Source organism: Proteus sp. ZN5 (assembly GCF_011046025.1).
Lineage (GTDB): Bacteria > Pseudomonadota > Gammaproteobacteria > Enterobacterales > Enterobacteriaceae > Proteus.
In genome coordinates this window covers 322,693-348,787 of record NZ_CP047639.1, presented here as the reverse complement: position 1 = coordinate 348,787, position 26,095 = coordinate 322,693, and the positions used below count along the sequence as shown (strand labels likewise).

Below are 26,095 nucleotides of genomic sequence, written 5' to 3'. Positions count from 1 at the left end.
CTTGCAGACAGTTCGGAATTGAAAAAAAGCCCAAAGTAAAAACTTTGGGCTTTTTTTATGGGTAAAGCCTTCTCTTTTTAGATAACGGTTTTGGTAGTGACAAGCCAGATTACAACTGATAAGTTATCTATTCATAAATCTATTCATCTATCTATTCATAAAGTAATTAATGTCATGACAATACGCGCTGAAATGATACGACAAATACTACGTAATGGACCTCGGTCATCAAGGCAACTTACTGATATAATGAATATTAGTCAGCCAACATTGTCTCGATCATTAAATGCGCTGAGTGATGATATTGTTCGAATTGGCTCTGGGCCTTCTATTCAATATGCTTTACGTGATAGTTTCCGTGGGTTCAATTCAGTTCCTATCTATCGCATAAATGAAGAAGGTAAAGTTAAGCCACTAGGTAAATTAACACCAGTTTATCCAGAAGGCTTTGTTATGGAGCGGATAGATAATGTGAGCCGACATAGTGAAGGTTTGCCATGGTGGTTATTGGATATGCGCCCCCAAGGATATCTTGGAAGAGCTTATGCTTCGGCCCATTCGGCTGAGCTTGATTTACCCCACAATCCAGATCGTTGGTCTGATACAGATATAATCAGAGCTTTACTGGCTCATGGGCATGATGCTGTGGGAAATTTGCTAATAGGAGAGCAAGCTAGAGATCAATTTCTGGGTATGCAGACACCAAAAATTGTTGAGCGCGCTAAAACTTACCCCACATTAGCACGAGCTGTTAGTTCGGGAGAGGATCCTGGTTCATCCGCAGGTGGGGAACAACCCAAATTTTGCACCTATACAGAGAAAGGCCATGTTATCGTAAAATTTACGGCTTCCGATGATAACGCCGTTAGTGAGCGTTGGCGTGATCTGCTTCAAGCTGAGCATCTGGCATTAAAAGTGCTTGGAGTTGAAACGGAAGTTTTTGATTTTGAAGGACAACGCTTTCTTGAAATTCCACGATTTGATCGTGTAGGTTCACTAGGTCGCATAGGACTTTTTTCTTTACAGGCACTAGATGCTGAGTTTATAGGACGGGCAAGAGAGCCTTGGCCTGTGTTAGTTAATGAGCTAATTAAGCAAAAACGTGTTCATCCTGATGCTGCGATTAGCACAGTACGCCGCTGGGCATTTGGTATGTTGATTGGAAATACTGATATGCACCATGGCAATTTATCATTTATCAGTAGCCATGGTCGCCCATATGCGCTTTCACCTGCCTACGATATTTTACCAATGGGATTTGCGCCTAAGTCTGGTGGTGAGATAGTTAATACGCTTCGCCCAGTAACATTACTTGATGGGATCAGCGGTGAAATCTGGCAGGAATGTTTAGAGTTAGCCGAGCAGTTTTATACTTTAGCTAATAGCTGTAATTGTTTTTCCGACAATTTTTCGCCATGCCTTAAAGCATTACGTAGTCATCTTGATGAAGCAAGTTCGCGTATATCTCGCCTAGGATAATGACAAATAGACTTAGAAAAAATTAAGTTAAGATAATGCATTGCTGTGTTTGACGCAGATAGCTGATGGGAAAAATCTTCGATGTATATCTAAATAACCCCCTTAGAGTAAAACCAAGGGGGTTGTCATAATCTGAAGCCCAAAGTTTTTACTTTGGGCTTTTTTGTTCGTGTTAATCAAGCAATAAGTCAAAATTGACGCTGATTAATACTCCCAAGTATCGGGATCAACCCCGCGCTGGCGCATTATTTCTTTTGCCTCTTCAGGGATTTCATCGTTACGTTCTTTACGTAAGTCTTCATCATTTGGGAGAGGCTGTCCGGTAAATGCGTGCAAAAATGCTTCACACAATAATTCACTATTGGTTGCATGTTTTAGGTTATTAACCTGACGGCGAGTGCGTTCATCAGTCAAAATTTTCAACACTTTCAATGGAATTGAAACTGTAATTTTTTTAACTTGCTCACTCTTTTTGCCATGCTCAGCGTAAGGGCTGATATATTCACCGTTCCATTCAGCCATGGATTACCTTAATTAATATCATTTAGTTGAAGTCAGAATAGGGTTAACCCACATTCTGATGGGCAATACCAGTTTATCATGACTTTTCTAAAACCACCGACTCTTCTGGCTGAAGGTGAGAGAAAAAGTAATAGTCACTGGCGATATTCTCAATGTATGTATTATTCCATTACTTAATCTATCCGTAAAGGAGTTTAGATGGCTAGATGTATTGACGTCTTGGTGTCTAATTAGATATGCTGTTGTAGACTTCTCCACTTATCGCTGTGACAAGGTGCCTGTATGACGAAGAAAACAGCAACAATTGCTATCCATAATGGGCTAAATGAAGACACTCAATTTGGTTGTGTCGTACCGCCTATCTATCTTTCTAGTACCTATAATTTTTTAGAATTTAATCAACCTCGTGATCATGATTATTCTCGTCGAGGTAATCCAACACGCGATATGGTGCAAAAGGCATTAGCAGAGCTAGAAGGTGGAGTGGGAGCCGTTGTCACTAGCAGTGGAATGTCAGCCATTCATTTAATTTGTACCGTTTTTCTAAAACCTGGCGATGTGATTGTTGCACCTCATGATTGTTATGGGGGAAGTTATCGCCTTTTTAACAGTCAACAAGAGCGTGGTGCCTACCGTGTGATTTTTGTTGATCAAAATGATGATGACGCACTGAAACAGGCTTTAGCGCATCAGCCTAAAATTGTTTTTATCGAAACCCCAAGTAATCCTCTTTTAAGAATAACGGATATTCAAAAAATCAGTGAACTTGCTCATCAGCAAGGTGCTTTAGTGGTTGCTGACAACACCTTTATGAGTCCTGTTTTGCAAAAACCATTAGCATTAGGAGCAGATATTGTTGTGCATTCATGTACAAAATATCTCAATGGACACTCAGATATTGTTGCAGGTGTTGTTATCTGTCAGTGTCAGAAACAGCTTGAGGAGCTAAGCTGGTGGGCGAATAATATTGGCGTCACTTCTGGCGCATTTGATAGCTATTTATTATTAAGAGGTATAAGAACATTAGTGCCTCGAATTCGACTTCAACAAGAAAATGCACAGGCATTAGTGGCATTCTTACAAGCACAACCTTTAGTCGAAAAAATGTATTACCCCGCACTGGAAAATCATGTTGGTCATCAAATAGCAAAAAAACAGCAACAAGGTTTCGGTGCGATGTTAAGTTTTGAGTTAAAAGGGGGATTGGATGTGATTAAACTCTTTTTATCTCAATTAACACTCTTTACACTGGCAGAATCTTTAGGTGGGGTAGAGACCTTAATTTGTCACCCTGCCACCATGACACATGCAGGTATGTCAGAAGAAGCGAAAAAAGTAGCAGGGATCAGCCCCTCATTACTTCGTATCTCGGTGGGTATTGAAGATAGTCAGGATTTAATCAACGATTTGCAAAGTGCGTTTGATGCAGCAACTAAAAGGTAACCATGGATCATGAGCGTAGTGGCGATTAAACAACAGGCGGAGCCGATTTGCCGTCAGTTACATAAATTCGGTGGTAGCAGTCTTGCGGACATAAAATGTTATCAACGTGTCGTGAATATCATGACGAACTATAGCCAACCTAATGACCTAATGGTGGTTTCTGCGGCGGGCTCGACGACGAATCAGTTGATTAGCTGGCTGAAGCTTAGCCAAAGTGATCGTATTTCTGCCCATCAAGTTCAGCAAACTTTGCGTCGTTACCAGTTATCTTTAATTGAAGGTCTACTTTCAAAAGAGAATGCAGAATTACTCTCCCAAGCCTTTATTGCTGATCTTGAACGTTTAAGCTATTTGTTGGATAAACCTATCACAGACGCAACTTATGCAGAAGTTGTCGGTCATGGTGAAATTTGGTCTGCAAGATTAATGGCAAATCTGCTTACAGAGCAGGGTTTACCTAGCGTGTGGTTAGATGCGCGTGAATTCTTATGTGCTGAGAGAGCAGCTCAGCCTCAAGTAAACGAAACTTTATCTCGTCCATTATTACAATCACTATTAGCTAAACACCCTGAAAGTCGTTTTGTTGTAACTGGTTTTATTAGTCGCAACCAACAAGGTGAAACGGTCTTATTAGGTCGTAACGGTAGCGATTACTCTGCCACACAAGTGGGTGCTTTAGCGGATGTCGGTAAAGTCACAATTTGGAGTGATGTTGCCGGTGTTTATAGTGCGGATCCTCGCAAAGTTAAAGATGCTTGTTTATTGCCATTGTTGCGTTTAGATGAAGCGAGCGAATTGGCTCGATTAGCTGCCCCCGTTTTACATACACGCACACTTCAACCTGTTTCAGGCAGTAATATTGATTTGCAGCTTCGTTGTAGCTATCAACCAGAACAGGGTTCAACGCGTATAGAACGTGTTTTGGCATCAGGAACAGGCGCTAAAATTGTTACTAGCCATGATGATGTTTGTTTGATTGAACTCCAGCTTCCATCTCATCAAAACTTTGAACAAGTGGCGAAAGAGGTTGATGAATTACTCAAACGTGCGCAAATCCGTCCTTTAGCGACTGGTGTTGATAAAGACAGCCAACTTTTACAGCTTTGCTATACCAGTGAAGTTGCTAACAGTGCATTAGATGTATTACAAGATGCTGTTTTACCGGGAAAATTACATCTACGAGAAGGTTTCTCACTAGTGGCTTTAGTGGGTGCAGGTGTTTGTAAAAATCCACTTCATTGTCATCGTTTCTATCAACAACTTAAAGATCAACCTGTTGAATTTATTTGGCATGCTGAAGATAACATCAGCTTAGTTGCAGTATTGCGTAATTATACTGAGCATCTACTGCAAGGTTTACATCAAACGTTATTTAGAGCTGAAAAACAGATTGGCTTAGTGCTGTTTGGTAAAGGGAATATTGGCTCACGTTGGTTAGAATTGTTTGCTCGTGAGCAAGAGCCTTTATCAGCACGTAGTGATTTTGAATTTATTCTTGCGGGTGTCGTTGATAGCCGTCGTAGCTTGCTTGATTATCAAGGTATTAATCCAAGCCGTGCATTGGCTTTCTTTGATGAGGAAGCGACAGAGCATAATGAAGAGTCGCTTTATCTTTGGATGAGAGCTCACCCTTATGATGATTTAGTGGTTGTTGATATTACGGCTAATGAGTCTCTTGCTGCCTCTTATGAAGATTTTGCTAGCTACGGTTTTCATGTTATCAGTGCAAATAAAATTGCGGGCTCAGCTTCAAGTGTACGTTATCGCGCCACACGAGATGCCTTTTCTAAAACAGGTCGCCATTGGCTATATAATGCAACAGTCGGTGCAGGTTTACCGATTAATCATACGGTACGCGATTTACGTGAAAGTGGTGACACTATTTTATCAATTAGCGGTATTTTCTCTGGCACACTCTCTTGGTTATTCTTGCAATTTGATGGCACCGTGCCTTTCAGTGAGCTGGTGGAACAAGCTTGGCAACAAGGGTTAACAGAGCCTGATCCACGAATTGATTTATCAGGGCAAGATGTGATGCGTAAACTAGTTATTCTTGCTCGTGAAGCAGGTTATGACATCGAGCCAGAGCAAGTCCGAGTTGAATCTTTAGTACCTGCACAAGCTGAAACGGGTTCGTTAGAAGAGTTTTTTGATAACAGTGCATTGATCAATGAACAAATGGCACAGCGATTAGCTGCCGCAAATGAAATGGATATGGTATTACGTTATATCGCCCGTTTTGATGCTAATGGTAAAGCAAAAGTCGGCGTTGAAGCTGTGAGAAAAGATCATCCTCTTGCCTCGCTATTACCGGGTGATAATTTATTTGCGATTGAAAGCCGTTGGTATCGTGATAACCCCCTTGTGATCAGAGGGCCGGGAGCCGGCAGAGATGTGACCGCAGGCGCAATTCAGTCAGATTTAAACCGCCTTTCCCAGTTACTGTAATTTAATTATTTCTTTTTTATAAAGGTTATCAGCGAGTTATTTTATGCTGATAACCTTTTGTCATTTTTGTGTCATATCACTCAATTTTTTTAAATTCTTTGGCTATACTTGAAGCATCTCTAGTCACAAAGGAGCGATTGATGTCAAAGGTAGTAAGACAGATTGTCCCACTAAGAAATGAAATGACGGAGGTGAACCATCAAGCTAAAGAGAACTTTTGTCAGTAGCTCATGATGTGAAATTTAAGCGTCTTGAGTGGAAGTTGAAGTACGGTTACAACGTGTTTGAACGTTATTAAGAGTACAATTCGATTAACCACATTATTTACAACAGACAACTTAATTTACTGAAAGACAATTCGTTATTCTTAACTTAAAGCGCTGATATTCAGCGCTTTATTCGTTTTTGTCTTATAAAAAACTTAATTGGAAATCGTAGCCTAGTAAAAATGTAAAAAAGAATAAAAATAAGCGATGAAATAGGAATACGAGTCATAACCCACCAGCAAAATTAGCTAAAAACCAAAAAATCGACCAGACAATTTATCAATATTAAAAAAATCATCTAAATTTCTCGCCAGATAAATTTTCACGTATCTCGCCCTTTCTAGTAAAAAACTCTTCGTAGTAGATAAGAAACGAAAAAAAGTCCTTATTCTAGGTAAAATTGAGCTAGAACAGCATGAATATTAGTCATTCTTATAAGACTAAAGCCGTAATTAAATTTCAGAAAAATCCCCCAAAACGATTATTTTCTGATATGAATAGTAGGCTAAGTAAAAAAAGCAGTGTGGCTTATCACAAAAATCAAAATAAAGTCACATCAGAAATGAAAGTTAATTACACAACTGGGAGGACATGACTTTTCTAATAGGAAGAAGCATGTTGTTACCGCCACAAAGACAAGGTCAGGAGTCTTATGAATCAACAATATTCTGCTATGCGTAGCAATGTCAGTATGCTTGGCAAGCTACTTGGAGATACGATAAAAGAAGCACTCGGTGAAGAAATTTTAGATAAAGTTGAATCAATTCGAAAATTATCTAAATCATCACGAGCGGGTAATGAAGTTCAGCGACAAAAACTGTTGCTGACGTTACAGAATCTCTCTAATGATGAATTATTACCTGTTGCTAGAGCATTCAATCAGTTCTTAAACCTGACGAACGTGGCAGAACAATACCATAGCATTTCACCTCACGGTGAAGCGGCAAGTAATCCTGTGGCATTGGCAAAACTGATCACTCGACTAAAAGATAAGAATTTTACAGACGAGCAGTTAAAAGAAGCGGTAGAGCAAATCTCTATTGAACTGGTATTAACGGCGCATCCAACCGAAATTGCACGTCGTACACTTATTCATAAACTAGTTGAGGTAAATACCTGTTTATCTCAACTCGATCACGATGATTTAGCGGATTACGAGCGTACTAATATTATGCGCCGTCTGCGTCAATTAGTTGCTCAATCATGGCACACGGATGAAATTAGAAAAATTCGCCCAACGCCTATTGATGAAGCGAAATGGGGTTTTGCGGTTGTTGAAAATAGCTTATGGGAAGGTGTTCCTGCTTTTTTACGTGAATTTAATGAGCAGCTTAAAGAATCCATTGATTACAACTTACCAGTAGAAGCTTCTCCTATTCGTTTTACCTCATGGATGGGGGGGGATCGCGATGGTAACCCAAATGTGACGGCTGAGATCACTCGCCATGCTTTACTATTAAGTCGCTGGAAAGCTGCTGATTTATTCTTAAATGATATTCAAGTCCTTGTTTCAGAGCTTTCAATGACAGAAAGTACACCTGAGCTGCGCGAATTAGCGGGTGGTGCTGAAGTTGCAGAGCCATATCGTGAAATTGCTAAACAATTACGTACTCGCTTACAAGTCACTCGTGATTATTTAGAACAACGCATTAAAGGACAGCAATCGCTACCTCCTGAAGGGCTGTTAATTGATAATGCCCAACTTTGGGATCCGCTATACGCTTGCTATCAATCACTGACTCAGTGCGGTATGCGAATTATCGCTAATGGGCAACTGTTAGATACATTACGTCGTATCCGTTGCTTTGGCTTACAGTTAGTTAAGCTCGATATTCGCCAAGAAAGTACTAATCACACTGAAGCACTCTCTGAATTGACACAGTATTTAGAGCTTGGTGATTACGCGAATTGGACTGAAGAGCAAAAACAAACATTCTTACTTGAAGAATTAAGTTCTAAACGCCCACTGATCCCAACAAATTGGCAACCAAGTGCGGCTACTCAAGAAGTATTTGAAACTTGCCGTGTGATTGCTGAATCACCTAAAGATTCTATCGCCTCTTATGTGATTTCAATGGCAAAAGTGCCTTCTGATGTATTAGCTGTAAAACTATTACTGAAAGAAGCTGGCGCGAATATTCGATTGCCTGTTGCCCCTTTATTTGAAACGCTTGATGACTTAAATAATGCTGAAAGCGTAATGACCCGTTTGTTTGATATTCCTTGGTATCGCGATTTAATTGATGACAAACAAATGGTGATGATTGGCTATTCAGACTCAGCAAAAGATGCGGGTGTGATGGCAGCATCATGGGCACAATATCGTGCTCAAGATGCATTAATCAAACTCTGTGAAAAATCAGGTGTGACATTAACACTATTCCACGGACGTGGCGGTACGATTGGTCGTGGTGGTGCGCCAGCACATGCAGCATTACTTTCTCAACCACCAGGAAGTTTAAAAGGTGGCCTGCGTGTGACGGAACAAGGTGAAATGATCCGCTTTAAATTCGGATTACCACAAGTCACCATTAGTAGCCTTGCTCACTATGCAGGTGCTATCTTAGAAGCGAATTTATTACCACCACCAGAGCCAAAAGCGCCTTGGATTGAGGTAATGGATTCCTTGTCTGACGTTTCTTGTGCGATGTACCGTGACTATGTACGAGGACAAGAAGACTTTGTTCCTTATTTTAGAGCAGCAACGCCAGAAGGCGAGTTGGGTAAACTACCATTAGGCTCACGCCCTGCAAAACGTCGTCCTACTGGTGGTGTTGAAACCTTGCGCGCTATTCCGTGGATCTTTGCATGGACTCAAAACCGCTTAATGCTACCTGCTTGGTTGGGTGCTGGTGCTGCATTACAACATGAAATTGATAGCGGAAAACAAGCGGTATTAGACGATATGTGTGAGAACTGGCCGTTCTTTAATACACGTATTGCGATGTTGGAAATGGTGTACGCTAAAGCGGATTTATGGTTAGCAGAATATTACGATCAACGTTTAGTTGAAGAGCGTTTATGGCCATTAGGATCTAAATTACGCCAGCAACTTTCCGATGATATTAAGAGTGTCTTGGCGATTTCAAAAGATGAACACTTAATGGCGGATTTACCATGGGTTGCTGAATCTATTGCACTACGTAATGTGTATACCGATCCATTAAACGTACTTCAGGCAGAGTTATTACAACGTTCTCGTACTCATAGCGAGTCGGATCCTCGTATTGAGCAGGCACTTATGGTCACTATTGCAGGTATTGCCGCAGGTATGCGTAATACAGGCTAGAGTCATCAATATTTAGAAATAAAAACAGCGCTTAATAATAGCGCTGTTTTTTTATGCTTATTTATTTCAAAGAGGCGATAAATAAAATGCAGTTAACACGAAAAATAAACCAGCGTTGATGCCAATTATTTGCGCCTTTATTGAGAGAGGAAAATAAAGAGTAAGTAGAAAATTGTTTTGCGATTATTTTTTGATTTTTTGCATCACAACATTTACGAAAAAGAATAAAAAAACTACCTAATTCACGAACTGCTTGTTGGCGGAGTGCTTTTGCTAATAACTGATCAGATTGTTTATCTGCTTCTTTTAATAGCTGTAAGACTATCTGCAAATAACTTTGTGTTCGTAGGACTTCTTTTTGTTGGTCAGGTTTACGTGTAATAGAGTCAGGATTAGCACAGTAATAATAGAGAGGTTGGTTATCAAAGCCTATTCGCTCTGCAACAAGCGCTAATTGCATTGTCCACAAAATATCTTCATGATAAAGACCTTCAATAAATTGAAGTTGATGTTTTTTTATTAAGTCATGTCGAGTTAATTGCAACCAAACGAAATGTGGCCATTGATGTTGAGTGACGGCATGAATGATCCACTCACTACCTTTTATGACTTTTTGATAAGGCTGTCGTTGGTGGATTGGTCTTTGGTGTTTTTTAAGATCACTTGGATTGAATCGTTCAGCATTGCCAATTAAAACATCAACGCGTTGGGTAACAGCTAATTGATACCAATGTGCGAGTAATTCAGGCTTAATAAAATCATCACTATCAAAAAAAACTATCCATTCACCTTGAGCATATTTTAAACCTGTATTTCTTGCGCTGGATAACCCTTGATTAGTTTGATGATAAAGCTTCACGCGTGCATCTTTTTGGCAATAAGACGTTGCGATTTCAGCACTATTATCTGTCGAACCATCATTAATAATAATCACTTCAAAATCAGTGAAAGTTTGTGTGATCACACTATCTAATAATCTCGTAATACGAGATGCTTCATTAAACATCGGAACAATGACAGAGATTTTGGGTGTTTTCACAAGATTGAGCCAGTTATCAATAAATAAAGTTTTACTATCTTACCCTTTTTTGGCTTCTTCATAAGCCTCAATCGCCCTGATCCGTGCTTTTGCGTGATCAACAATGGGTAATGGGTAATCGAGAGAATTATTAGTTTTTGCTGACCATTCGTGAGGTGTGTGAATATATCGATTAGGCACATTGGCGAGTTCAGGAAGCCAATGGCGGATAAATTCACCATCAGGATCGAATTTTCGTCCTTGGGTAGTCGGATTAAAAATTCGAAAATAAGGTACGGCATCTGTTCCTGTGGATGCAGCCCACTGCCAACCCCCATTATTTGATGCGAAATCGCCGTCAATCAGTTGCGACATAAAATAACGCTCACCCCAACGCCAATCAATTAGCAAGTCTTTGATAAGAAAGCTCGCTGTAAGCATACGTAAGCGATTATGCATCCAACCTGTTTGGTTAAGTTGTCGCATGGCGGCATCAATAATAGGAAAGCCGGTTAAGCCTTGAGTCCAAGCGTTAAATTCATCTTGTTCGTTACGCCAATTGATTTTTTCTGTCCAAAGCTGAAAAGCAATGTGTTTGCATAAATTGGGATTTGCCACAATTAAGTGTTGGTAAAACTCTCGCCAAATAAGTTCGTTAAACCAAACAAATGCGCCTGATGTACTGTTTTCTAAGAAATCAGGTTCAGTTTGGTAAAGGCGATTAAAACATTGGCGAATAGATAACAGACCGACAGAAAGGTAGGGCGATAATCGACTTGTGCCATCAACTGCCGGAATATCTCGCCATTTTGCATAATGTGGAACGCTTTCATAGCAGAATTGTTTTAAGCGTTTAAGTGCCTCTTCTTCCGTGGCGACAAAAGAAGATGCGTTTGTATTTTCAAGTGAAAAAAGTGGCGCTTTTAAAGGAGATACTGTTTCTTGATGTGCTCTTATTTCTGGGATAGGTAACGAAGCGTTATCTTGTGAAAAAAAGAGCCGTAAAAATGCATTTCTAAAGGGAGTAAAAACCTTATACATCTCCCCTTGTTGTGTGACTACATTACCAGGTGGAATAAATACATTGTCATGATAAGCATAAACGGTTGTTTTATTTTCTAGTAACTCAGTGACTTTTTTATCACGACGTCGTTCATTAAGGGCATATTGGTGATTGAAAAAAAGCGCGGTAACTTGATGTTGTTGGCAATATTCAGCCACTTTATCAGCTGCATTTGAATAAGTATCGCTAATCACTATTGTCAGTGGAATATTAAGTTTTGCCAGCGATATTGAAAGATCAAGCAAAGCATCATGAATAAACGCCTGACATGACAAAGCCATATTGTGAGCTTTCCATTGTTCAGGCGTTATGGTGAAAAGAGCATGCACCTGTGCTTGTTTATCTAGGCAAGCGTTAAAGAGTGCCTTGTTATCCGTCACTCTTAAATCATTACGAAACCAGACTAAATGAACAGAAGACGGGTACATGTAACCTCTCTTAATCTAACTTAGGATGTTGATCGATTAGGGCTTGACGTTTTTTCTGTAATGCTTCTATTTCTACTTCAATATCTTCAACACGTTGTTCGATATTATCATAATGCTCAGACAGAATTTCTTTAGCTTCTGATCTATCCGATGCCGCAGGTGTTGCGCCTCGTAAAGGTTTATTTGCGGTTTCGATCATCTTAATACCTGTTATCAAGCCGACAATAGCGACAATCATCAAGTAATAAGCAGGCATATATAAATCACCGGTTGCTTCAACTAACCAAGCTGCCGCTGTGGGTGTTGCCCCTGCAATTAGTACCGAAATATTAAACGCAATCGCTAATGCACTATAACGAATATGGGTTGGAAAAATAGCCGGTAAAATTGATGCCATAACTCCCGTAAAACAGTTGAGTAGAACGGCAAGAATTAATAGTCCTAAGAAAATTAAGCCGATTTCATCACTGTTAATCATCATAAATGCAGGGTAAGCAAGGATAAATAATCCAATGCTACCGCCGATAACAAACGGCTTACGACCAATTTTATCGCTCAGTAACCCAATAACTGGCTGAACAAACAACATACCTATCATAATCGCGATGATGATCAGTACACCGTGATCTGCCGAATAATTTAGGTTATGAGATAAATAACTCGGCATATAAGTTAATAACATATAGTAGGTTACGTTAGTGGCAATCACCAAACCTACACAAACGGTTAAGCTTTTCCAATATTTTGATGCAATTTCACGTAATGAAACACGAGGTGGATCTTGGATAGATTTACGGTCATCGCTATTCATTTCATCAACGTGTTGTTGGAATGCCGGAGTTTCTTCTAAAGCATGACGTAAATATAAGCCGATAAGACCTAATGGTAATGCTAAGAAGAACGGGATACGCCATCCCCATTCATGAAATGCTGTTTCTCCAAGGATAGTAGAGATGAGTACAACAACACCTGCACCCATAACAAAACCGGCAATAGAACCAAAGTCTAACCAGCTTCCCATAAATCCACGTTTACGGTCTGGTGAGTATTCAGCAACGAAAATCGCTGCTCCTGAATATTCACCACCAATGGAGAAACCTTGTGCTAATTTAGCGAGCAATAATAAAATGGGAGCCCAAATACCAATGGTTTCATATGCAGGGATAAGACCGATGGCAAACGTACTGAGTGCCATAATAATGATGGTGACAGATAAAACTTTCTGACGACCAAATTTATCCCCTAGCATTCCAAAAACAACACCCCCTAAAGGCCTTATAAGGAAAGGAACGGAGAATGTCGCGAGGGCTGCAATCATCTGTACTCCCGGAGATGCACCCGGGAAGAAGACTTGACCTAAGACATATGCAAGGAAGCCATAAACACCAAAGTCAAACCATTCCATAGCATTACCTAATGCCGCAGCAGTAATGGCTTTCTTAAGCTTACTATCATCAATAATAGTTATATCATTGATTTGTAATGGTTTGTTTCTTTTTTTCTTCATTTTCATATTAAGTGACCTTTATTAAGGTATTCGTAATTTCTTGTTATTCAATTAATTAAAAGAAATGAAGTGACTATTTGTTAGCGAGAAGAGTGAGTGATAAAAATTCACTAAAAAACAGCTTACTTCTACCAAAATTAAATAGTGATATTAAGCTAATAGATAAGGGAATATTTATTAAGTATAGATGAGATTGAATAAGATAATAGGAAGTTTTCTTTGTTGTTTTGATATAACAAAACATAGCCTCTAAGTATTAAAATGTGATCGTTATCATAACGTAATTCTGCTTTTCTGTAAAATTTATGGTGTTAGTGATTGTAAATTTGGCTTAAGTGGAAGGAAAGTGTTTACAATAAAATCGTGAAGTAAAAATTAAAATTATATTTTAATAACATGATGTTAGGCTGGCTTATTGTTTTTTTGATTCAGGCTAACGCATTTGTATGAGTATTGTGCATAATACAAAGGTTAATAGATAAGTAGAAAATAATAACACCTTATTTTGCTTTATTATTCTTTCGAATAGTTAAAGTGAATGTGTGGATAATATAATAGATCTCGCTATTCTTATTATAAGATTAAATCAAGATAGTATGACGAGATATCACGACAGAGATATTAAAGATAGTTTATCTATTACTCATATTTAGAATAAAAATTTATAAAATTAATAATTAACCGCGCATTTGTGCAGATTAACCCAGGTACCTCTATGAACATTAATCAACTGAAAAGCTTTGTTGAAGTCGTGAAAAATAATTTCAACATTACTAATGCGGCTGAAAAACTCTATACCTCACAACCGACAATCAGTAAGCAACTAAAAATATTAGAAGATGAATTAAGTGTGTCACTGTTTGTGCGTAAAAATAATAACTTATTAGCCTTAAGCCCGATGGGTAAAGAAGTTCATAAAATTGCTTGCGATATTCTTGGGCAGGTTGACCGAATCAAAAGCATTGTGGCTGAAGAAGATCGTAATAAAAAAGTCGATTTACATATTGCAACAACACATACTCAAATACGTTATTCATTACCGAATGTGATTGATCACTTTCGCCGCTATTACCCTAATATTTCGCTACATTTTCATCAGGGTGCACCAGCTCAACTAGCAGAGATGGTTAAAAATGGTGATGTGGATTTTGCTATCGCAACAGAATCTATGCACCTTTATGAAGATCTCATTACACTGCCTTGTTACCGTTGGACTCGTAGTTTATTAGTCCCTTATGATCATCCTCTTGCTTTATTGAAAGACGATGAGCAGGTTACCATCGAGCAAATGGCAGAGTATCCACTGATCACCTATGTTTTTGGTTTTACAAGGGGATCTAAGTTAGACAAGGTATTTTATAAAAATAATCTTAAGCCTAAGGTGGCGTTAACAGCGACGGATACTGAGATTATTAAATACTATGTTAAGCGCCATTTAGGCATCGGTGTTATTGCGGCCGCCTCTTATGATGAGACGGAAGATGGTGGCGCATTAAAATGTATTAATATCGATCATTTAGTTCAACCGAGTTATACCCATATCTGTGTTAGTAAACATACCCATATGAAAGATTATATGCATGAGTTTATTTCTCTCTATGCGCCGCATATTGATAGAAACATTATTCAGATGCCAGATCAATGGGAAACCCAATGGCACAGTAAAGAGGTATACCAAGGATTACCTGATTTACGCTCAGTGAATGTGAATAATAGCGTTGCAGAATAGACATCAAAATAAAAAAGCCCGTTTTTGCGGGGGCAATAACGGGCTTAGGGCAGAATAATCGAGATTAGCGAGTCAGAATATTAACAAAAATCTGAGCACCGACTAATAAACAATCATCATCGACAAAATAAGGATTTGCGTGAAGGTAATTATTAATACCTTTCGCTTGATTACCACTTCCTAAGAAGAACATTGCACCAACTTTACCTTTTGTAGCGTTAACCATATAGCTAAAGTCTTCACTACCTGTCATTGGCTTACCGTTCGATTCGATATTTTCTTCTGGTAAGAATTTACGCATCGCATCTAATAAACGCTGATGTGCAGTTGGGTGATTCACAACAGCAGGGTATCCGCTATAGCTTAATGTGGTTTTAAATCCGCCAGCTGTACTGCGTGCAACGATTTCATCAAAACTTGCTTTCAGTACTTGGTCGGTATTTTCATCCATAGAGCGGATAGTACCGCGAGCTTGTACGTGATCAGCTAATGCATTAGGGATTGTTCCCCCATTGATCATGCCACAACCAAAGACGGCAGGGCTAAATGGATCTGTTTTCTTCGCAACAACATAATCCATATAATCAATTAAGCGCGTTGCTTCACGAATGGCATCTAAACCTTTGTGTGGTGTTGAACCATGAGCAGAAACACCATAAACATCTAATGTCCATGCTGAGCCATAAGATGACATCACACCATCATTAAAGCGCACACAACCTGTTTCAATCGCTGCATCATTATGAAGTGCGTAAGTTTCATCAACGCCTTCCATGCAACCGAGTTCAACCATTTTTTCAGCGCCAGGCACACGCATATCTTCTTCAGCCATTTGGAAAATAAAGCGAACGTTCGCGCTCATCTCTTCTCTATTTTCGGCAAGATATTTAGCACTGGTTAATGCCATAGTCATATGAGTATCGTGACCACAGTTGTGTGCACAACCTTGGTGAACTGAACTATGTTCATTATTGGTTAAGTCTGGCATTTCTAATCCGTCCATATCAGCACGGATAGCAATTAATGGAAATTCAGAATTAACAATTAAGTCTGCTGTGAAGCCAGTATATCCATCAAAAGTTTTAATTTGATAACCAAAACTTTCCATTAATTCACGGCAATACTTTGATGTCTTATATTCTTCACCTGATAACTCAGGTATTTTGTGTAAGTCTTGTCGTGTTTTTTTACTAAAGTCATTTAATTGAAAGAGTTTTTCACTGACATTATAAATATTATTCATTAGATAACTCCCTGGATAGTAAATCCAATTTGCGCGACGATTGATGCTCCAAAGAAACAGCAAGTTGAAACAATCATGAAAATAAGAATAACTTTCCATGACATTTTCTTAAGTTCTTCTAATTGACCACCAACAGATAAACCAGCAAATGCTAATAAAGGAACACAACAAGATAAGAAAGAAACTTTACCAATAGAACTAATAAAGAAATCTCTTACTGGAGTTTCGGGTAAACAAATAAGGATCCCGATAATTGTTGCATAAGCAAATGTTGGTAAAGATGAAGGTAAATAATGTTTTGCAATGAGTGAAATAAATACCACTAATGACATAGCAATAAAGCTATCCCACATTGCATAAAGAGCGATCCCTGATGTTAACGTCTGAGTAAACATTGCCAGTAAAATAGCAACGAATACAAATTTCATATCAATAATTATATTTTTCATGCAGTTTTGCCTCTGGTGAAAATTTTATAAATTTTTTCTGAAAGAGGTAAACCTAAATAGGTTAATGACAGTGCGCCTAGTGCTGAAGATAATAAGTTAGATGCAGCGGCAACACTTAATACTTGCTGTGCTAATGCTTCATCAAGACCATTAATTAATGCACCTGATGCTGCACTTAACATTGAACCTGAACCCACGCCAGAGCCTGCAGCAAGAGCAAGTGGGTGTAATCCCGTTAATGGAGCAATACTACCTAATACGCTAAACCATAAAGTACCGATAACAGAACCACATAAATAAATGGCTAATACACCAATATATTCCTGAGAGCCCGTACCAAATTTACCTTGAATAACAGCGATGGAAGGTTCACGGCTAATAGATGAACAAGCACCAATTGCACGACGACCAAATCCAAATTTAATGGCTAATGGAACCGCAATTAATACTGGTAATAAGTTGCCGAGTTCCTGAACAAATAATGGAATACCGACACTTAAAATCATTTTAATATTAGGAACAATCATTCCTGCATATTGCGTACCTAAAATAAGCAGGCTGAAACCTACCATTTTACCGCAGAAGCCTTCTTCTTTTTCTGTGAATAATTTACCCCATACTTTAATTTTTTTACGGGTAAATCCAGCAGATATACACATACCAATAATTACGGCAAATAGCATTGGTAAAATAGGTATTACCGCAATGCCAATCTTAATTTCTTTTTTACCAATGACATATTGTGAAATAAAAATTAAGAAAAGGACTGCCAGAATACTAATAAAGAAAACCTTTATCGGACTTCTACTTTTGTCCATCCGTTAATCTCCGTTGAAAAATAATCAGGCTTTATTCTAGAGGACAAAAAGCAAAAGGTAGCGTGACCAATGTCATGTTTATTTCATACCTCTTTTTCATGGGGCATGAAATAATACAATGGTGATAAATTTATTAACAAATAGAAGAAAGTTAAATTTTTTAATAAAGACAGTGAGTAAGGCTGAAATGAGTCAGCTTAATTGTTAATAAAGATGTGAAGGGAGAAAACTTTTATTAAAAATTATTTTAATTATTAAAATAATCCTATAAAAAGATTTTGTCCATCATTTAGTAAATAATAATACGTTATTAATGAGATATATTCTTATTTGGTGCGGTTATTATAAGTTTAATGAATGTATTTGGAAGTGATATTTTATTTTTACATTTTTATCAGCACTCACTTTATCACGACAGTGACATTACAGTGATTGGTGTTATCCTTTATATTTGAGTTAGTAAGATTATTTTCTCTGCAAGCTGGTGAGGAAGAGAAACAGAATATGGGAAGGAGATAAGTGTAGCTCGCAGAGGCGCAATTTACCCAAAACAGAGGAAAAATATCACCATGAGTAAGCAAACCGTTGCAACTTATATTGCTAAAGTACTCCATAATGCAGGTGTAAAACGTATTTGGGGCGTGACAGGCGATTCTCTCAATGGATTAAGTGATAGCTTGCGAAAGATGGGAACAATTGAGTGGATGGGAACCCGCCATGAAGAAGTCGCGGCGTTTGCCGCAGGGGCAGAAGCCGCAGTTAATGGCCAATTAGCGGTTTGCGCCGGCTCTTGCGGACCGGGAAATTTACATCTTATCAATGGGCTTTTTGATTGCCATCGTAATCATGTTCCTGTGTTAGCCATTGCCGCGCATATTCCTTCTGCTGAAATTGGTAGCAATTACTTTCAAGAAACACATCCTCAAGAACTTTTTCGCGAATGCAGTCATTACTGTGAATTAGTTTCAAACCCAGAGCAGATCCCCCAAGTGCTAGCCATTGCGATGCGAACGGCTATTTTGAAAAAAGGGGTTGCGGTTGTTGTATTACCGGGAGATGTTGCACTAAAACCAGCGCCAGAAGATGCACACGAAAACTGGTATCCATTGCAGTTTCCACTCATCATGCCCAATCGTTTCGAAATCGAAAAACTATCCGATGCGCTGAATAATGCAAAAAATATCACCTTAATGTGTGGTGCAGGGTGTGCTCAAGCTCGTGATGAAGTAATTAAACTGGCTCAAACCTTAAAAGCCCCTGTTGTACACGCATTGCGAGGGAAAGAGTATATTGAGTGGAAAAACCCCTACAGTGTAGGAATGACAGGGCTAATTGGTTTTTCATCAGGTTATCATGCGATGGAAAATGCCGACACTTTGGTGTTATTAGGTACGCAGTTCCCTTATCGGGCATTTTATCCATCAAAAGCCAATATTATTCAAATTGATATTAATCCAAGCAGTCTTGGTTCGCATTGCCATGTGGATATGGCGATGATTGGCGATATTAAAGCCACACTAAATGCGATACAGCCTCGTTTAAAAGAAAAAACAGATACCACTCACCTTGATGCTTCATTAAAACATTACGCTAAAGCACGGCAAGATCTAGATGCACTAGCACAACCCAGTGAGCGTGAACTTATTCATCCACAATATTTGGCGCGTCGATTAAGTGAACTAGCAAATGATGATGCCATTTTTACCTGTGATGTCGGAACGCCAACAGTATGGGCGGCTCGTTATGTTGAAATGAATGGAAAACGTCGTTTACTGGGATCGTTTAATCACGGCTCTATGGCAAATGCGATGGCTCAAGCTATTGGTGTGCAGGCGTTAGATAGAAAGCGTCAAGTTGTAGCAATGTGTGGTGATGGCGGATTTACCATGTTAATGGGGGATTTTATCTCATTAGCTCAAATGAATTTACCCGTCAAAGTGATTATTTTTAATAACAGTGTATTAGGCTTTGTCGCTATGGAGATGAAAGCGGGTGGTTATTTAACGGATGGTACAGATTTACATAATCCAGATTTTGCTGCTATTGCCAATGCGTCTGGTATCAAAGGTATTCGAGTAGAAAAAGGTGAAGATCTGGATCATGCACTTAAAGAAGCCTTTGAACATGATGGCCCTGTGATTGTAGATGTAGTCACTGCAAAACAAGAGCTTTCAATGCCTCCTGAAGTGAAATTTGAACAAGCAAAAGGTTTTAGTCTGTATATGATGAAGGCGATTATTAATGGTCGAGGAGATGAAATTGTTCAGCTTGCTAAGACTAATTGGTTACGCTAATCCCTAAATTATACTCGTCATACTTCAAGTTGCAGGGGAGGTTGACTACGATCAGCTAGTCGCCTATCTACAACTCTAATTATTTAGTGTATAAATTGTAGATAAATAGACCAGACCCTATCAACATAAGCTGATAGGGTTTTTTCATTATTGAGCTTTCTCTGTTAAACAGAAATTTTCAATTAATTGCCCCATTAATTCACGCGTTGGCTCAATAAATGCCATATCAATAAATTCATCAGGCTGATGTGCTTGTTCAATAGAACCTGGACCTAAAACTAAAGTAGGGCAGAGATCTTGAATAAATGGTGCTTCAGTACAGTAATTCACTGTTTGCGCTTTCTCACCCAATAGTTTTTCGATCACCGCGACCATTTTGTGATCGGTTGGGCACTCATAACCTGGAATAGGATCGTGTAACGCTTCAACACTTAAACGACCCGGCCAACGAGCTTTGACTGGCGCTAATGTTTCGTGAAGTAAATCATCCAAGTCTTGTAGTGTTAATCCCGGCAATGGGCGAATATCCATATGTAATTCACAGCAAGCACAAATTCTATTTGCTGCATCACCGCCATTAATATAGCCAAAGTTCATCGTAGGATAAGGGATAACAAACGCAGGGTTGTTATAGCGAGTTTTTAACGTATCGCGCAGTGTACTAAGGTGAGTAATCGATTCATGCATCAACTCTATCGCATTTACACCTTTTTCTGGATCACTAGAGTGCCCTGATTGCCCAGTGATACGTATCGCATTCGATAAATGCCCTTTATGCGCACGAATAGGTTTTAGCGATGTGGGTTCGCCAATAATGGCAAAATCAGGGCGGATTGCCGTATTAGCAGCAAAATAACGAGCCCCTGCCATAGAGGTTTCTTCATCAGCAGTGGCGAGAATATAGAGAGGATGAGTTAAGGTCTTAGTATCTACATCTCGCAATGCATCGAGAATAAAGGCAAAAAAGCCTTTCATATCAGCAGTGCCTAAACCATATAACTTATTTTCTTTTTCTGTCAGTGTAAAAGGATCTTGTGTCCAACGGCCTTCATCAAACGGTACTGTGTCAGTGTGACCACAGAGCAATAATCCTCCTTTTCCCGTTCCTAATGTTGCAAGAAGGTTAAATTTGCCTCGTGTTTCAGGTACAGGTTGAATTTCAATTGAAAAACCCAATGTTTCCAACCAATTAGCAAGCAAATTAATCAGAGCTTCATTACTTTGATCATTTTTAGCGTCTGTAGCACTGATAGAGGGTGTTGCAATTAATTGACGATAAATCTCAATAAATGTAGGTAATTTAATATTCACTGTTGACAGCCTTTCTTCATAATAGTATCAATATTCATGCACTTTTTTTGAATAAAAATACATTAATCGGTTTATGTTCATAGTACAAGGTAAGAATGACATGTTAAATACTCTGATTGTAGGAGCAAGTGGTTACACTGGCGCTGAATTAGCCGCCTATCTTCAGCAGCATCCTCATGTGAATTTGAGCAGACTGATGGTATCAGCTCAAAGTGCAGATGCAGGAAAATGCTTTTCTGAACTTCATCCACAATATCGTGGTTTAGTGGATCTGCCACTTGAGCCGATGGTTGATGTTGCTAAAGCTGCTGAAAACATTGATATCGTTTTTCTCGCAACAGCTCATGAAGTTAGCCATGACATCGCTCCTGTCTTTTTAGAGCAAGGTTGTGTGGTATTCGATTTATCCGGCGCCTATCGAGTACAAAACAAGCATTTTTATAAACAATACTATGGATTCGAGCATAAGAATACTGATTGGTTATCACAGGCAGTTTATGGATTAGCTGAATGGAATGCTGACATTATTAGCCAAGCTCAATTAATTGCTGTGCCGGGTTGTTATCCAACAGTCTCTCAGTTGTCGCTAAAACCTTTAGTGGAAGCGGGACTTTTAGATACAGCACAGTGGCCTGTTATTAATGCGACGAGTGGTGTGAGTGGTGCAGGGAGAAAAGCCTCTCTAACCAGCAGTTTTTGTGAGGTGAGTTTGCAACCTTATGGCGTGTTTACTCATCGTCATCAACCTGAAATTGCAACACATCTGGGTATTGATGTGATTTTTACACCTCATTTAGGCAATTTTGCGAGAGGGATCCTAGCCACTATCACCTGTAAGTTAAAAGCAGGAGTGACGCAAGAGGATGTAAGACAAGTCTTTGAAGATGCTTATCAAGATAAACCATTAGTGCGTGTTTATGAAAAAGGATTACCTGCATTAAAAGCCGTTGTCGGAACCGCATTTTGTGATATCGGATTTGCTCAGCAAGGTGAACATCTGATTGTGGTAGGTGTTGAAGATAACTTGCTGAAAGGAGCTGCTGCACAAGCAGTGCAATGTATGAACATTCGGTTTGGTTTCGCAGAAACCGAATCACTTATTTAAATAATGAGTAGGGAAGTTTCATGGAACCATTAATTATCAAACTGGGTGGTGTGCTCCTTGATAATGAAGAAGCGTTAACGCGGTTTTTCACTGCATTACAACAATATCGCTCAACGCATTCTCGTCCTTTAGTCATCGTACATGGTGGTGGCTGTTTGGTGGATGAGTTAATGGGTAAATTGCAATTGCCTGTGGTGAAAAAGCAAGGTCTTCGTGTCACACCCGCAGATCAGATAGACATTATTACAGGGGCGCTTGCCGGAAGTGCCAATAAAACCTTGTTATCGTGGGCAACCAAGTTTGGGCTTAATGGTGTGGGACTTTCTTTGGGTGATGGACAATTAGCTAAAGTCACTCAAATCAATGAAGAGTTAGGCCATGTAGGAAATGCAACTCCCGGCTCTCCTGATTTACTCAATTTATTATTGAGGGCTGGCTATCTACCTATTATCAGTTCTATCGGGATGACGGAAAAAGGTGAGCTGATGAATGTGAATGCCGATCAAGCGGCAACCGCTATTGCTGAAACATTAGGTGCTGATTTAGTCCTGCTTTCTGATGTCAGTGGCATTTTAGATGGTAAAGGTCAGAAGATTGCAGAGATGTCAGCTGAGAAAGCACAGATGTTAATCGATCAGGGCATCATCACTGACGGCATGATAGTGAAAGTAAACGCGGCATTGGAAGCGGCTAAAACGTTAGGACGGCCTGTTGAAATTGCAAGCTGGCGCAATGCTGAAAAACTGACGACATTATTTAATGGTGTTGCAGTAGGAACCCGAATTTTAGCTTAAAAATCACTCTAGAAATCTTATCGCTATTTGGTAGTTGGCAGAATTTAAACAAATTGGGAATTGAAGGTTATCACTATGACTAAAGGTATTAAGAAAATCGTATTGGCATACTCTGGCGGATTGGATACATCGGCAATCATTCCTTGGCTAAAAGAGCATTATGATAACTGTGAGGTTGTCGCTTTTGTTGCTGATGTTGGTCAAAGCCGTGATGATTTAGTGGGTGTAGAACAAAAAGCATTAGCCTCAGGTGCTTCAGAGTGTTACGTCGTTGATTTACGTGAAGAGTTTATCAAAGATTATGTCTATCCTGTATTAAAAACAGGTGCTTTATATGAAGGTAGCTATTTATTAGGTACTTCAATGGCTCGTCCTGTTATCGCTAAAGCACAAGTTGAACTCGCATTAAAATTAGGTGCAGATGCTGTTGCTCATGGTGCAACGGGTAAAGGTAACGATCAGGTTCGTTTTGAAAGTACTTATGCGGCACTTGCTCCACAGCTTAAAGTGGTTGCTCCTTGGAGAGAGTGGGATTTACGTTCTCGTGAAGCGCTGTTGGATTATCTAAAAGTTCGTAATATCCCAACAACAGCAACCCTTGAGAAAATTTATAGCCGTGATGAAAACGCATGGCATATTTCAACAGAAGGTGGCGTATTAGAGAGCCCGTGGAATGCTTCAAATGACGATTGCTGGGCATGGACCGTTGATCCTAAAAAAGCACCAGAAACACCAGAATTAGTCACGGTTACAGTTAAAGCGGGTGAAGTGGTCGCAGTAAACGGTAAAACACAATCACCTTTTGAATGTTTAGATACACTAAATACATTAGGTGTTAAACACGGTATCGGACGTATTGATATTGTTGAAAACCGTTTAGTGGGAATGAAATCTCGTGGCTGCTACGAAACCCCAGGGGGCACTATCATGATGGCGGCTCTGCGTGGTGTTGAGCAACTTGTTCTTGATAGAGATGCATTTAAATGGCGTCAGCAACTAGGCTTAGAGATGTCTTATGTGGCTTATGATGGACGTTGGTTTACGCCAATCCGTGCTTCACTACAAGCTGCCGCTGAATCGCTGGCAAAAGATGTGAATGGCGAAGTGGTTTTAGAGCTCTATAAAGGTCATGTGAATGCTATTCAGAAGAAATCAGACAACAGCCTATACTCTGAAGAGTTTGCAACCTTTGGTGAAGATGAAGTTTACGATCACAGCCATGCTGAAGGCTTTATCCGTTTATATTCCCTGCCATCTCGTATTCGTGCACTGAGCAAGAAATAACGTAAGGCAATAGAGTGGTGCTAACAAGCATCACTCTCACTCTTTTTTATTACACAGAATAAATACAGGAAGCGATTATGGCACTCTGGGGTGGACGTTTTAGTCAGGAAGCTGATCAACGGTTTAAACAATTCAATGATTCACTGCGGTTTGATTTTCGACTGGCACAACAGGATATCTTTGGCTCAGTAGCTTGGTCTAAAGCGTTAGTCACAGTTGGCGTATTGTCGCAAGATGAACAAGCTCAACTTGAGCAAGCGTTAAATGAATTATCAGAAGAAGTAACGGCAAACCCACAGTCTATCTTGCAAAGTGATGCTGAAGATATTCATAGCTGGGTTGAGAGTAAGCTTATCGCCAAAGTGGGCGATTTAGGTAAAAAATTACATACAGGCCGCAGCCGTAATGATCAGGTCGCAACAGACTTAAAGCTATGGTGTAAAGAAGAAGTTATTCACCTTCGCCAAGCGATTGTTGAGCTACAAAAAGCCTTAGTTATCACCGCAGAACAAAATCAAAATGCTGTGATGCCGGGTTACACTCATTTACAGCGCGCTCAGCCAGTCACTTTTGCGCATTGGTGTTTAGCGTACAATGAAATGCTAGCCAGAGATGAAAGTCGTTTAGCGGATGCATTAAAACGTTTAGATGTTAGTCCGCTAGGTTGTGGGGCTTTAGCCGGAACGGCTTATGATATCGATCGTGAACAATTAGCGGAATGGTTAGGTTTTGCGAGCGCAACCAATAATAGCTTAGATAGTGTATCCGATCGTGATCATGTCTTAGAGCTATTATCCTCTGCAGCTATTGGTATGGTGCATTTATCTCGTTTTGCAGAAGATCTTATTTTCTTTAATAGTGGTGAAGCGGGCTTTATTGAATTATCAGACAAAGTGACTTCTGGCTCATCATTAATGCCACAAAAGAAAAATCCAGATGCACTGGAGCTTATCCGTGGGAAATGTGGACGAGTACAAGGCGCATTAACAGGCATGATGATGACTTTAAAAGGCCTGCCTCTCGCTTACAATAAAGATATGCAAGAAGATAAAGAAGGGCTGTTTGACGCTATCGATACATGGTCTGATTGTTTGCATATGGCAACGCTTGTTCTTGATGGGATCCAAATCCGTCGCCCTCGTTGTGAAGAAGCGGCTAAACAAGGTTATGCGAATGCCACTGAACTGGCAGATTATCTGGTTGCTAAAGGCGTGCCATTTCGTGAAGCTCACCATATTGTGGGTGAAGTGGTTGTTTGCGCTATTGAGCAAGGTAAAGCGATTGAAGAACTTCCTCTTTCTGAATTACAGATGTTTAACAGTAAAATCATGATTGATGTGTACGATATTTTATCGCTTCAATCTTGCTTAGATAAACGTCTTGCAAAAGGCGGTGTTTCTCAAAAACAGGTTGCTTATGCGATAGCAAAAGCCAAAGAAGTTTTAGATATGGATAAATAAGAAAAGCGTTTATCTGAGACAACTTATTGTTATTAAAAAAGAACAGAGTGAATTTCACTCTGTTCTTTTATTTTTAATTGCCGATAATATTGAAAGAAATTATTTTTGTTTGAGTTGTTTATTCAGAAAATATCGAAAAAGAGAG

The 26,095-nt window shown here is 39.4% G+C and carries 18 protein-coding genes; 10 read left to right on the top strand and 8 right to left on the bottom strand.

Features of this window, described 5'->3' with window-relative positions; translation table 11 throughout:
* Window positions 1–174: 174 nt before the first annotated feature.
* Entirely contained in the window at window positions 175–1,479 is a 1,305-nt protein-coding gene (gene yjjJ / locus GTK47_RS01725; RefSeq protein WP_165126433.1) for a type II toxin-antitoxin system HipA family toxin YjjJ, read from the top strand.
* 204 nt (window positions 1,480–1,683) lie between these two features.
* Here yjjJ and metJ read toward each other — a convergent pair whose 3' ends face one another.
* Window positions 1,684–2,001: a met regulon transcriptional regulator MetJ gene (gene metJ / locus GTK47_RS01720; protein WP_006534139.1), complete on the bottom strand. Its 318-nt coding sequence runs from the start codon at window positions 1,999–2,001 to the stop codon at window positions 1,684–1,686.
* Between the two features lie 282 nt (window positions 2,002–2,283).
* Here metJ and metB point away from each other — a divergent pair, with 282 nt between their 5' ends.
* The 3 genes from metB to ppc all read left to right on the top strand — a co-directional run bounded on the left by metB (window position 2,284) and on the right by ppc (window position 9,447).
* A complete protein-coding gene (gene metB, locus GTK47_RS01715; RefSeq protein WP_165121925.1) occupies window positions 2,284–3,444 on the top strand; it encodes a cystathionine gamma-synthase in 1,161 nt (386 codons plus the stop codon).
* Between the two features lie 9 nt (window positions 3,445–3,453).
* The gene (locus GTK47_RS01710) at window positions 3,454–5,892 is read left to right on the top strand and encodes a bifunctional aspartate kinase/homoserine dehydrogenase II (RefSeq protein ID WP_165121924.1); all 2,439 of its coding nucleotides are present in this window, start codon (window positions 3,454–3,456) and stop codon (window positions 5,890–5,892) included.
* Window positions 5,893–6,810: 918 nt separating this feature from the next.
* Window positions 6,811–9,447, top strand: coding sequence for a phosphoenolpyruvate carboxylase (ppc, locus tag GTK47_RS01705; RefSeq protein ID WP_165121923.1), 2,637 nt, complete (start codon window positions 6,811–6,813; stop codon window positions 9,445–9,447).
* 61 nt (window positions 9,448–9,508) lie between these two features.
* On the opposite strand, the gene GTK47_RS01700 is transcribed toward ppc, so the two are convergent.
* From GTK47_RS01700 to proP, 3 genes are read right to left on the bottom strand one after another with little or no spacing between them, the layout of a single operon-like run.
* Window positions 9,509–10,486 carry a glycosyltransferase gene (locus tag GTK47_RS01700; protein ID WP_165121922.1) on the bottom strand — a complete coding sequence of 326 codons (978 nt, stop codon included), beginning with the start codon at window positions 10,484–10,486 and terminating at the stop codon, window positions 9,509–9,511.
* Between the two features lie 39 nt (window positions 10,487–10,525).
* Entirely contained in the window at window positions 10,526–11,956 is a 1,431-nt protein-coding gene (gene phrB, locus GTK47_RS01695) for a deoxyribodipyrimidine photo-lyase (protein ID WP_165121921.1), read from the bottom strand.
* Between the two features lie 10 nt (window positions 11,957–11,966).
* Complete coding sequence (gene proP, locus GTK47_RS01690; RefSeq protein ID WP_165121920.1) at window positions 11,967–13,469, bottom strand: glycine betaine/L-proline transporter ProP; 1,503 nt, start codon at window positions 13,467–13,469, stop codon at window positions 11,967–11,969.
* Window positions 13,470–14,178: 709 nt separating this feature from the next.
* On the opposite strand from proP, the gene GTK47_RS01685 reads away from it, so the two are divergent.
* Window positions 14,179–15,192, top strand: coding sequence for a LysR substrate-binding domain-containing protein (locus GTK47_RS01685; protein WP_165121919.1), 1,014 nt, complete (start codon window positions 14,179–14,181; stop codon window positions 15,190–15,192).
* 64 nt (window positions 15,193–15,256) lie between these two features.
* Here the strand turns inward: GTK47_RS01685 and GTK47_RS01680 are convergent, their stop codons facing one another.
* Genes GTK47_RS01680 through GTK47_RS01670 form a run of 3 tightly spaced genes read right to left on the bottom strand, consistent with a single transcriptional unit; the run spans window position 15,257 to window position 17,702 of the window.
* A complete protein-coding gene (locus tag GTK47_RS01680; RefSeq protein WP_023583449.1) occupies window positions 15,257–16,435 on the bottom strand; it encodes a M20 family metallopeptidase in 1,179 nt (392 codons plus the stop codon).
* Window positions 16,435–16,884 (bottom strand): hypothetical protein, encoded by a 450-nt coding sequence (locus GTK47_RS01675; protein WP_165121918.1) that lies wholly within the window; start codon window positions 16,882–16,884, stop codon window positions 16,435–16,437. Before GTK47_RS01675 ends, GTK47_RS01680 begins: the two co-directional genes overlap by 1 nt.
* Entirely contained in the window at window positions 16,881–17,702 is an 822-nt protein-coding gene (locus GTK47_RS01670) for a DUF3100 domain-containing protein (protein WP_023583450.1), read from the bottom strand. The genes GTK47_RS01675 and GTK47_RS01670 overlap by 4 nt, the downstream gene beginning before the upstream one ends.
* A 569-nt stretch (window positions 17,703–18,271) precedes the next feature.
* Between GTK47_RS01670 and poxB the strand changes: the two genes are divergently transcribed.
* Window positions 18,272–19,996: a ubiquinone-dependent pyruvate dehydrogenase gene (gene poxB, locus GTK47_RS01665; protein WP_165121917.1), complete on the top strand. Its 1,725-nt coding sequence runs from the start codon at window positions 18,272–18,274 to the stop codon at window positions 19,994–19,996.
* Between the two features lie 147 nt (window positions 19,997–20,143).
* Here poxB and argE read toward each other — a convergent pair whose 3' ends face one another.
* Window positions 20,144–21,307: an acetylornithine deacetylase gene (argE, locus tag GTK47_RS01660; protein WP_165121916.1), complete on the bottom strand. Its 1,164-nt coding sequence runs from the start codon at window positions 21,305–21,307 to the stop codon at window positions 20,144–20,146.
* 100 nt (window positions 21,308–21,407) lie between these two features.
* Between argE and argC the strand changes: the two genes are divergently transcribed.
* The 4 genes from argC to argH all read left to right on the top strand — a co-directional run bounded on the left by argC (window position 21,408) and on the right by argH (window position 25,950).
* Entirely contained in the window at window positions 21,408–22,412 is a 1,005-nt protein-coding gene (gene argC, locus GTK47_RS01655) for an N-acetyl-gamma-glutamyl-phosphate reductase (RefSeq protein WP_165121915.1), read from the top strand.
* A 20-nt stretch (window positions 22,413–22,432) separates the two neighbouring features.
* Window positions 22,433–23,206, top strand: coding sequence for an acetylglutamate kinase (argB, locus tag GTK47_RS01650; protein WP_165121914.1), 774 nt, complete (start codon window positions 22,433–22,435; stop codon window positions 23,204–23,206).
* 75 nt (window positions 23,207–23,281) lie between these two features.
* Window positions 23,282–24,490, top strand: a complete 1,209-nt coding sequence (locus GTK47_RS01645) for an argininosuccinate synthase (protein WP_165121913.1) — start codon at window positions 23,282–23,284, stop codon at window positions 24,488–24,490.
* A gap of 77 nt (window positions 24,491–24,567) precedes the next feature.
* Window positions 24,568–25,950: an argininosuccinate lyase gene (argH, locus tag GTK47_RS01640; RefSeq protein WP_165121912.1), complete on the top strand. Its 1,383-nt coding sequence runs from the start codon at window positions 24,568–24,570 to the stop codon at window positions 25,948–25,950.
* The last annotated feature ends 145 nt before the right edge of the window (window positions 25,951–26,095 follow it).

Bases quoted from the DNA above. Each gene is read 5' to 3' on its own strand.
- yjjJ (WP_165126433.1), top strand. From the start codon at position 175: ATGACAATACGCGCTGAAATGATACGACAAATACTACGTAATGGACCT.
- GTK47_RS01675 (WP_165121918.1), bottom strand. From the start codon at position 16,884: ATGAAAAATATAATTATTGATATGAAATTTGTATTCGTTGCTATTTTA.
- metB (WP_165121925.1), top strand. From the start codon at position 2,284: ATGACGAAGAAAACAGCAACAATTGCTATCCATAATGGGCTAAATGAA.
- GTK47_RS01710 (WP_165121924.1), top strand. From the start codon at position 3,454: ATGAGCGTAGTGGCGATTAAACAACAGGCGGAGCCGATTTGCCGTCAG.
- phrB (WP_165121921.1), bottom strand. From the start codon at position 11,956: ATGTACCCGTCTTCTGTTCATTTAGTCTGGTTTCGTAATGATTTAAGA.
- GTK47_RS01685 (WP_165121919.1), top strand. From the start codon at position 14,179: ATGAACATTAATCAACTGAAAAGCTTTGTTGAAGTCGTGAAAAATAAT.
- argB (WP_165121914.1), top strand. From the start codon at position 22,433: ATGGAACCATTAATTATCAAACTGGGTGGTGTGCTCCTTGATAATGAA.
- argC (WP_165121915.1), top strand. From the start codon at position 21,408: ATGTTAAATACTCTGATTGTAGGAGCAAGTGGTTACACTGGCGCTGAA.
- proP (WP_165121920.1), bottom strand. From the start codon at position 13,469: ATGAAAATGAAGAAAAAAAGAAACAAACCATTACAAATCAATGATATA.
- metJ (WP_006534139.1), bottom strand. From the start codon at position 2,001: ATGGCTGAATGGAACGGTGAATATATCAGCCCTTACGCTGAGCATGGC.
- GTK47_RS01680 (WP_023583449.1), bottom strand. From the start codon at position 16,435: ATGAATAATATTTATAATGTCAGTGAAAAACTCTTTCAATTAAATGAC.
- ppc (WP_165121923.1), top strand. From the start codon at position 6,811: ATGAATCAACAATATTCTGCTATGCGTAGCAATGTCAGTATGCTTGGC.
- GTK47_RS01645 (WP_165121913.1), top strand. From the start codon at position 23,282: ATGACTAAAGGTATTAAGAAAATCGTATTGGCATACTCTGGCGGATTG.
- poxB (WP_165121917.1), top strand. From the start codon at position 18,272: ATGAGTAAGCAAACCGTTGCAACTTATATTGCTAAAGTACTCCATAAT.
- argH (WP_165121912.1), top strand. From the start codon at position 24,568: ATGGCACTCTGGGGTGGACGTTTTAGTCAGGAAGCTGATCAACGGTTT.
- GTK47_RS01670 (WP_023583450.1), bottom strand. From the start codon at position 17,702: ATGGACAAAAGTAGAAGTCCGATAAAGGTTTTCTTTATTAGTATTCTG.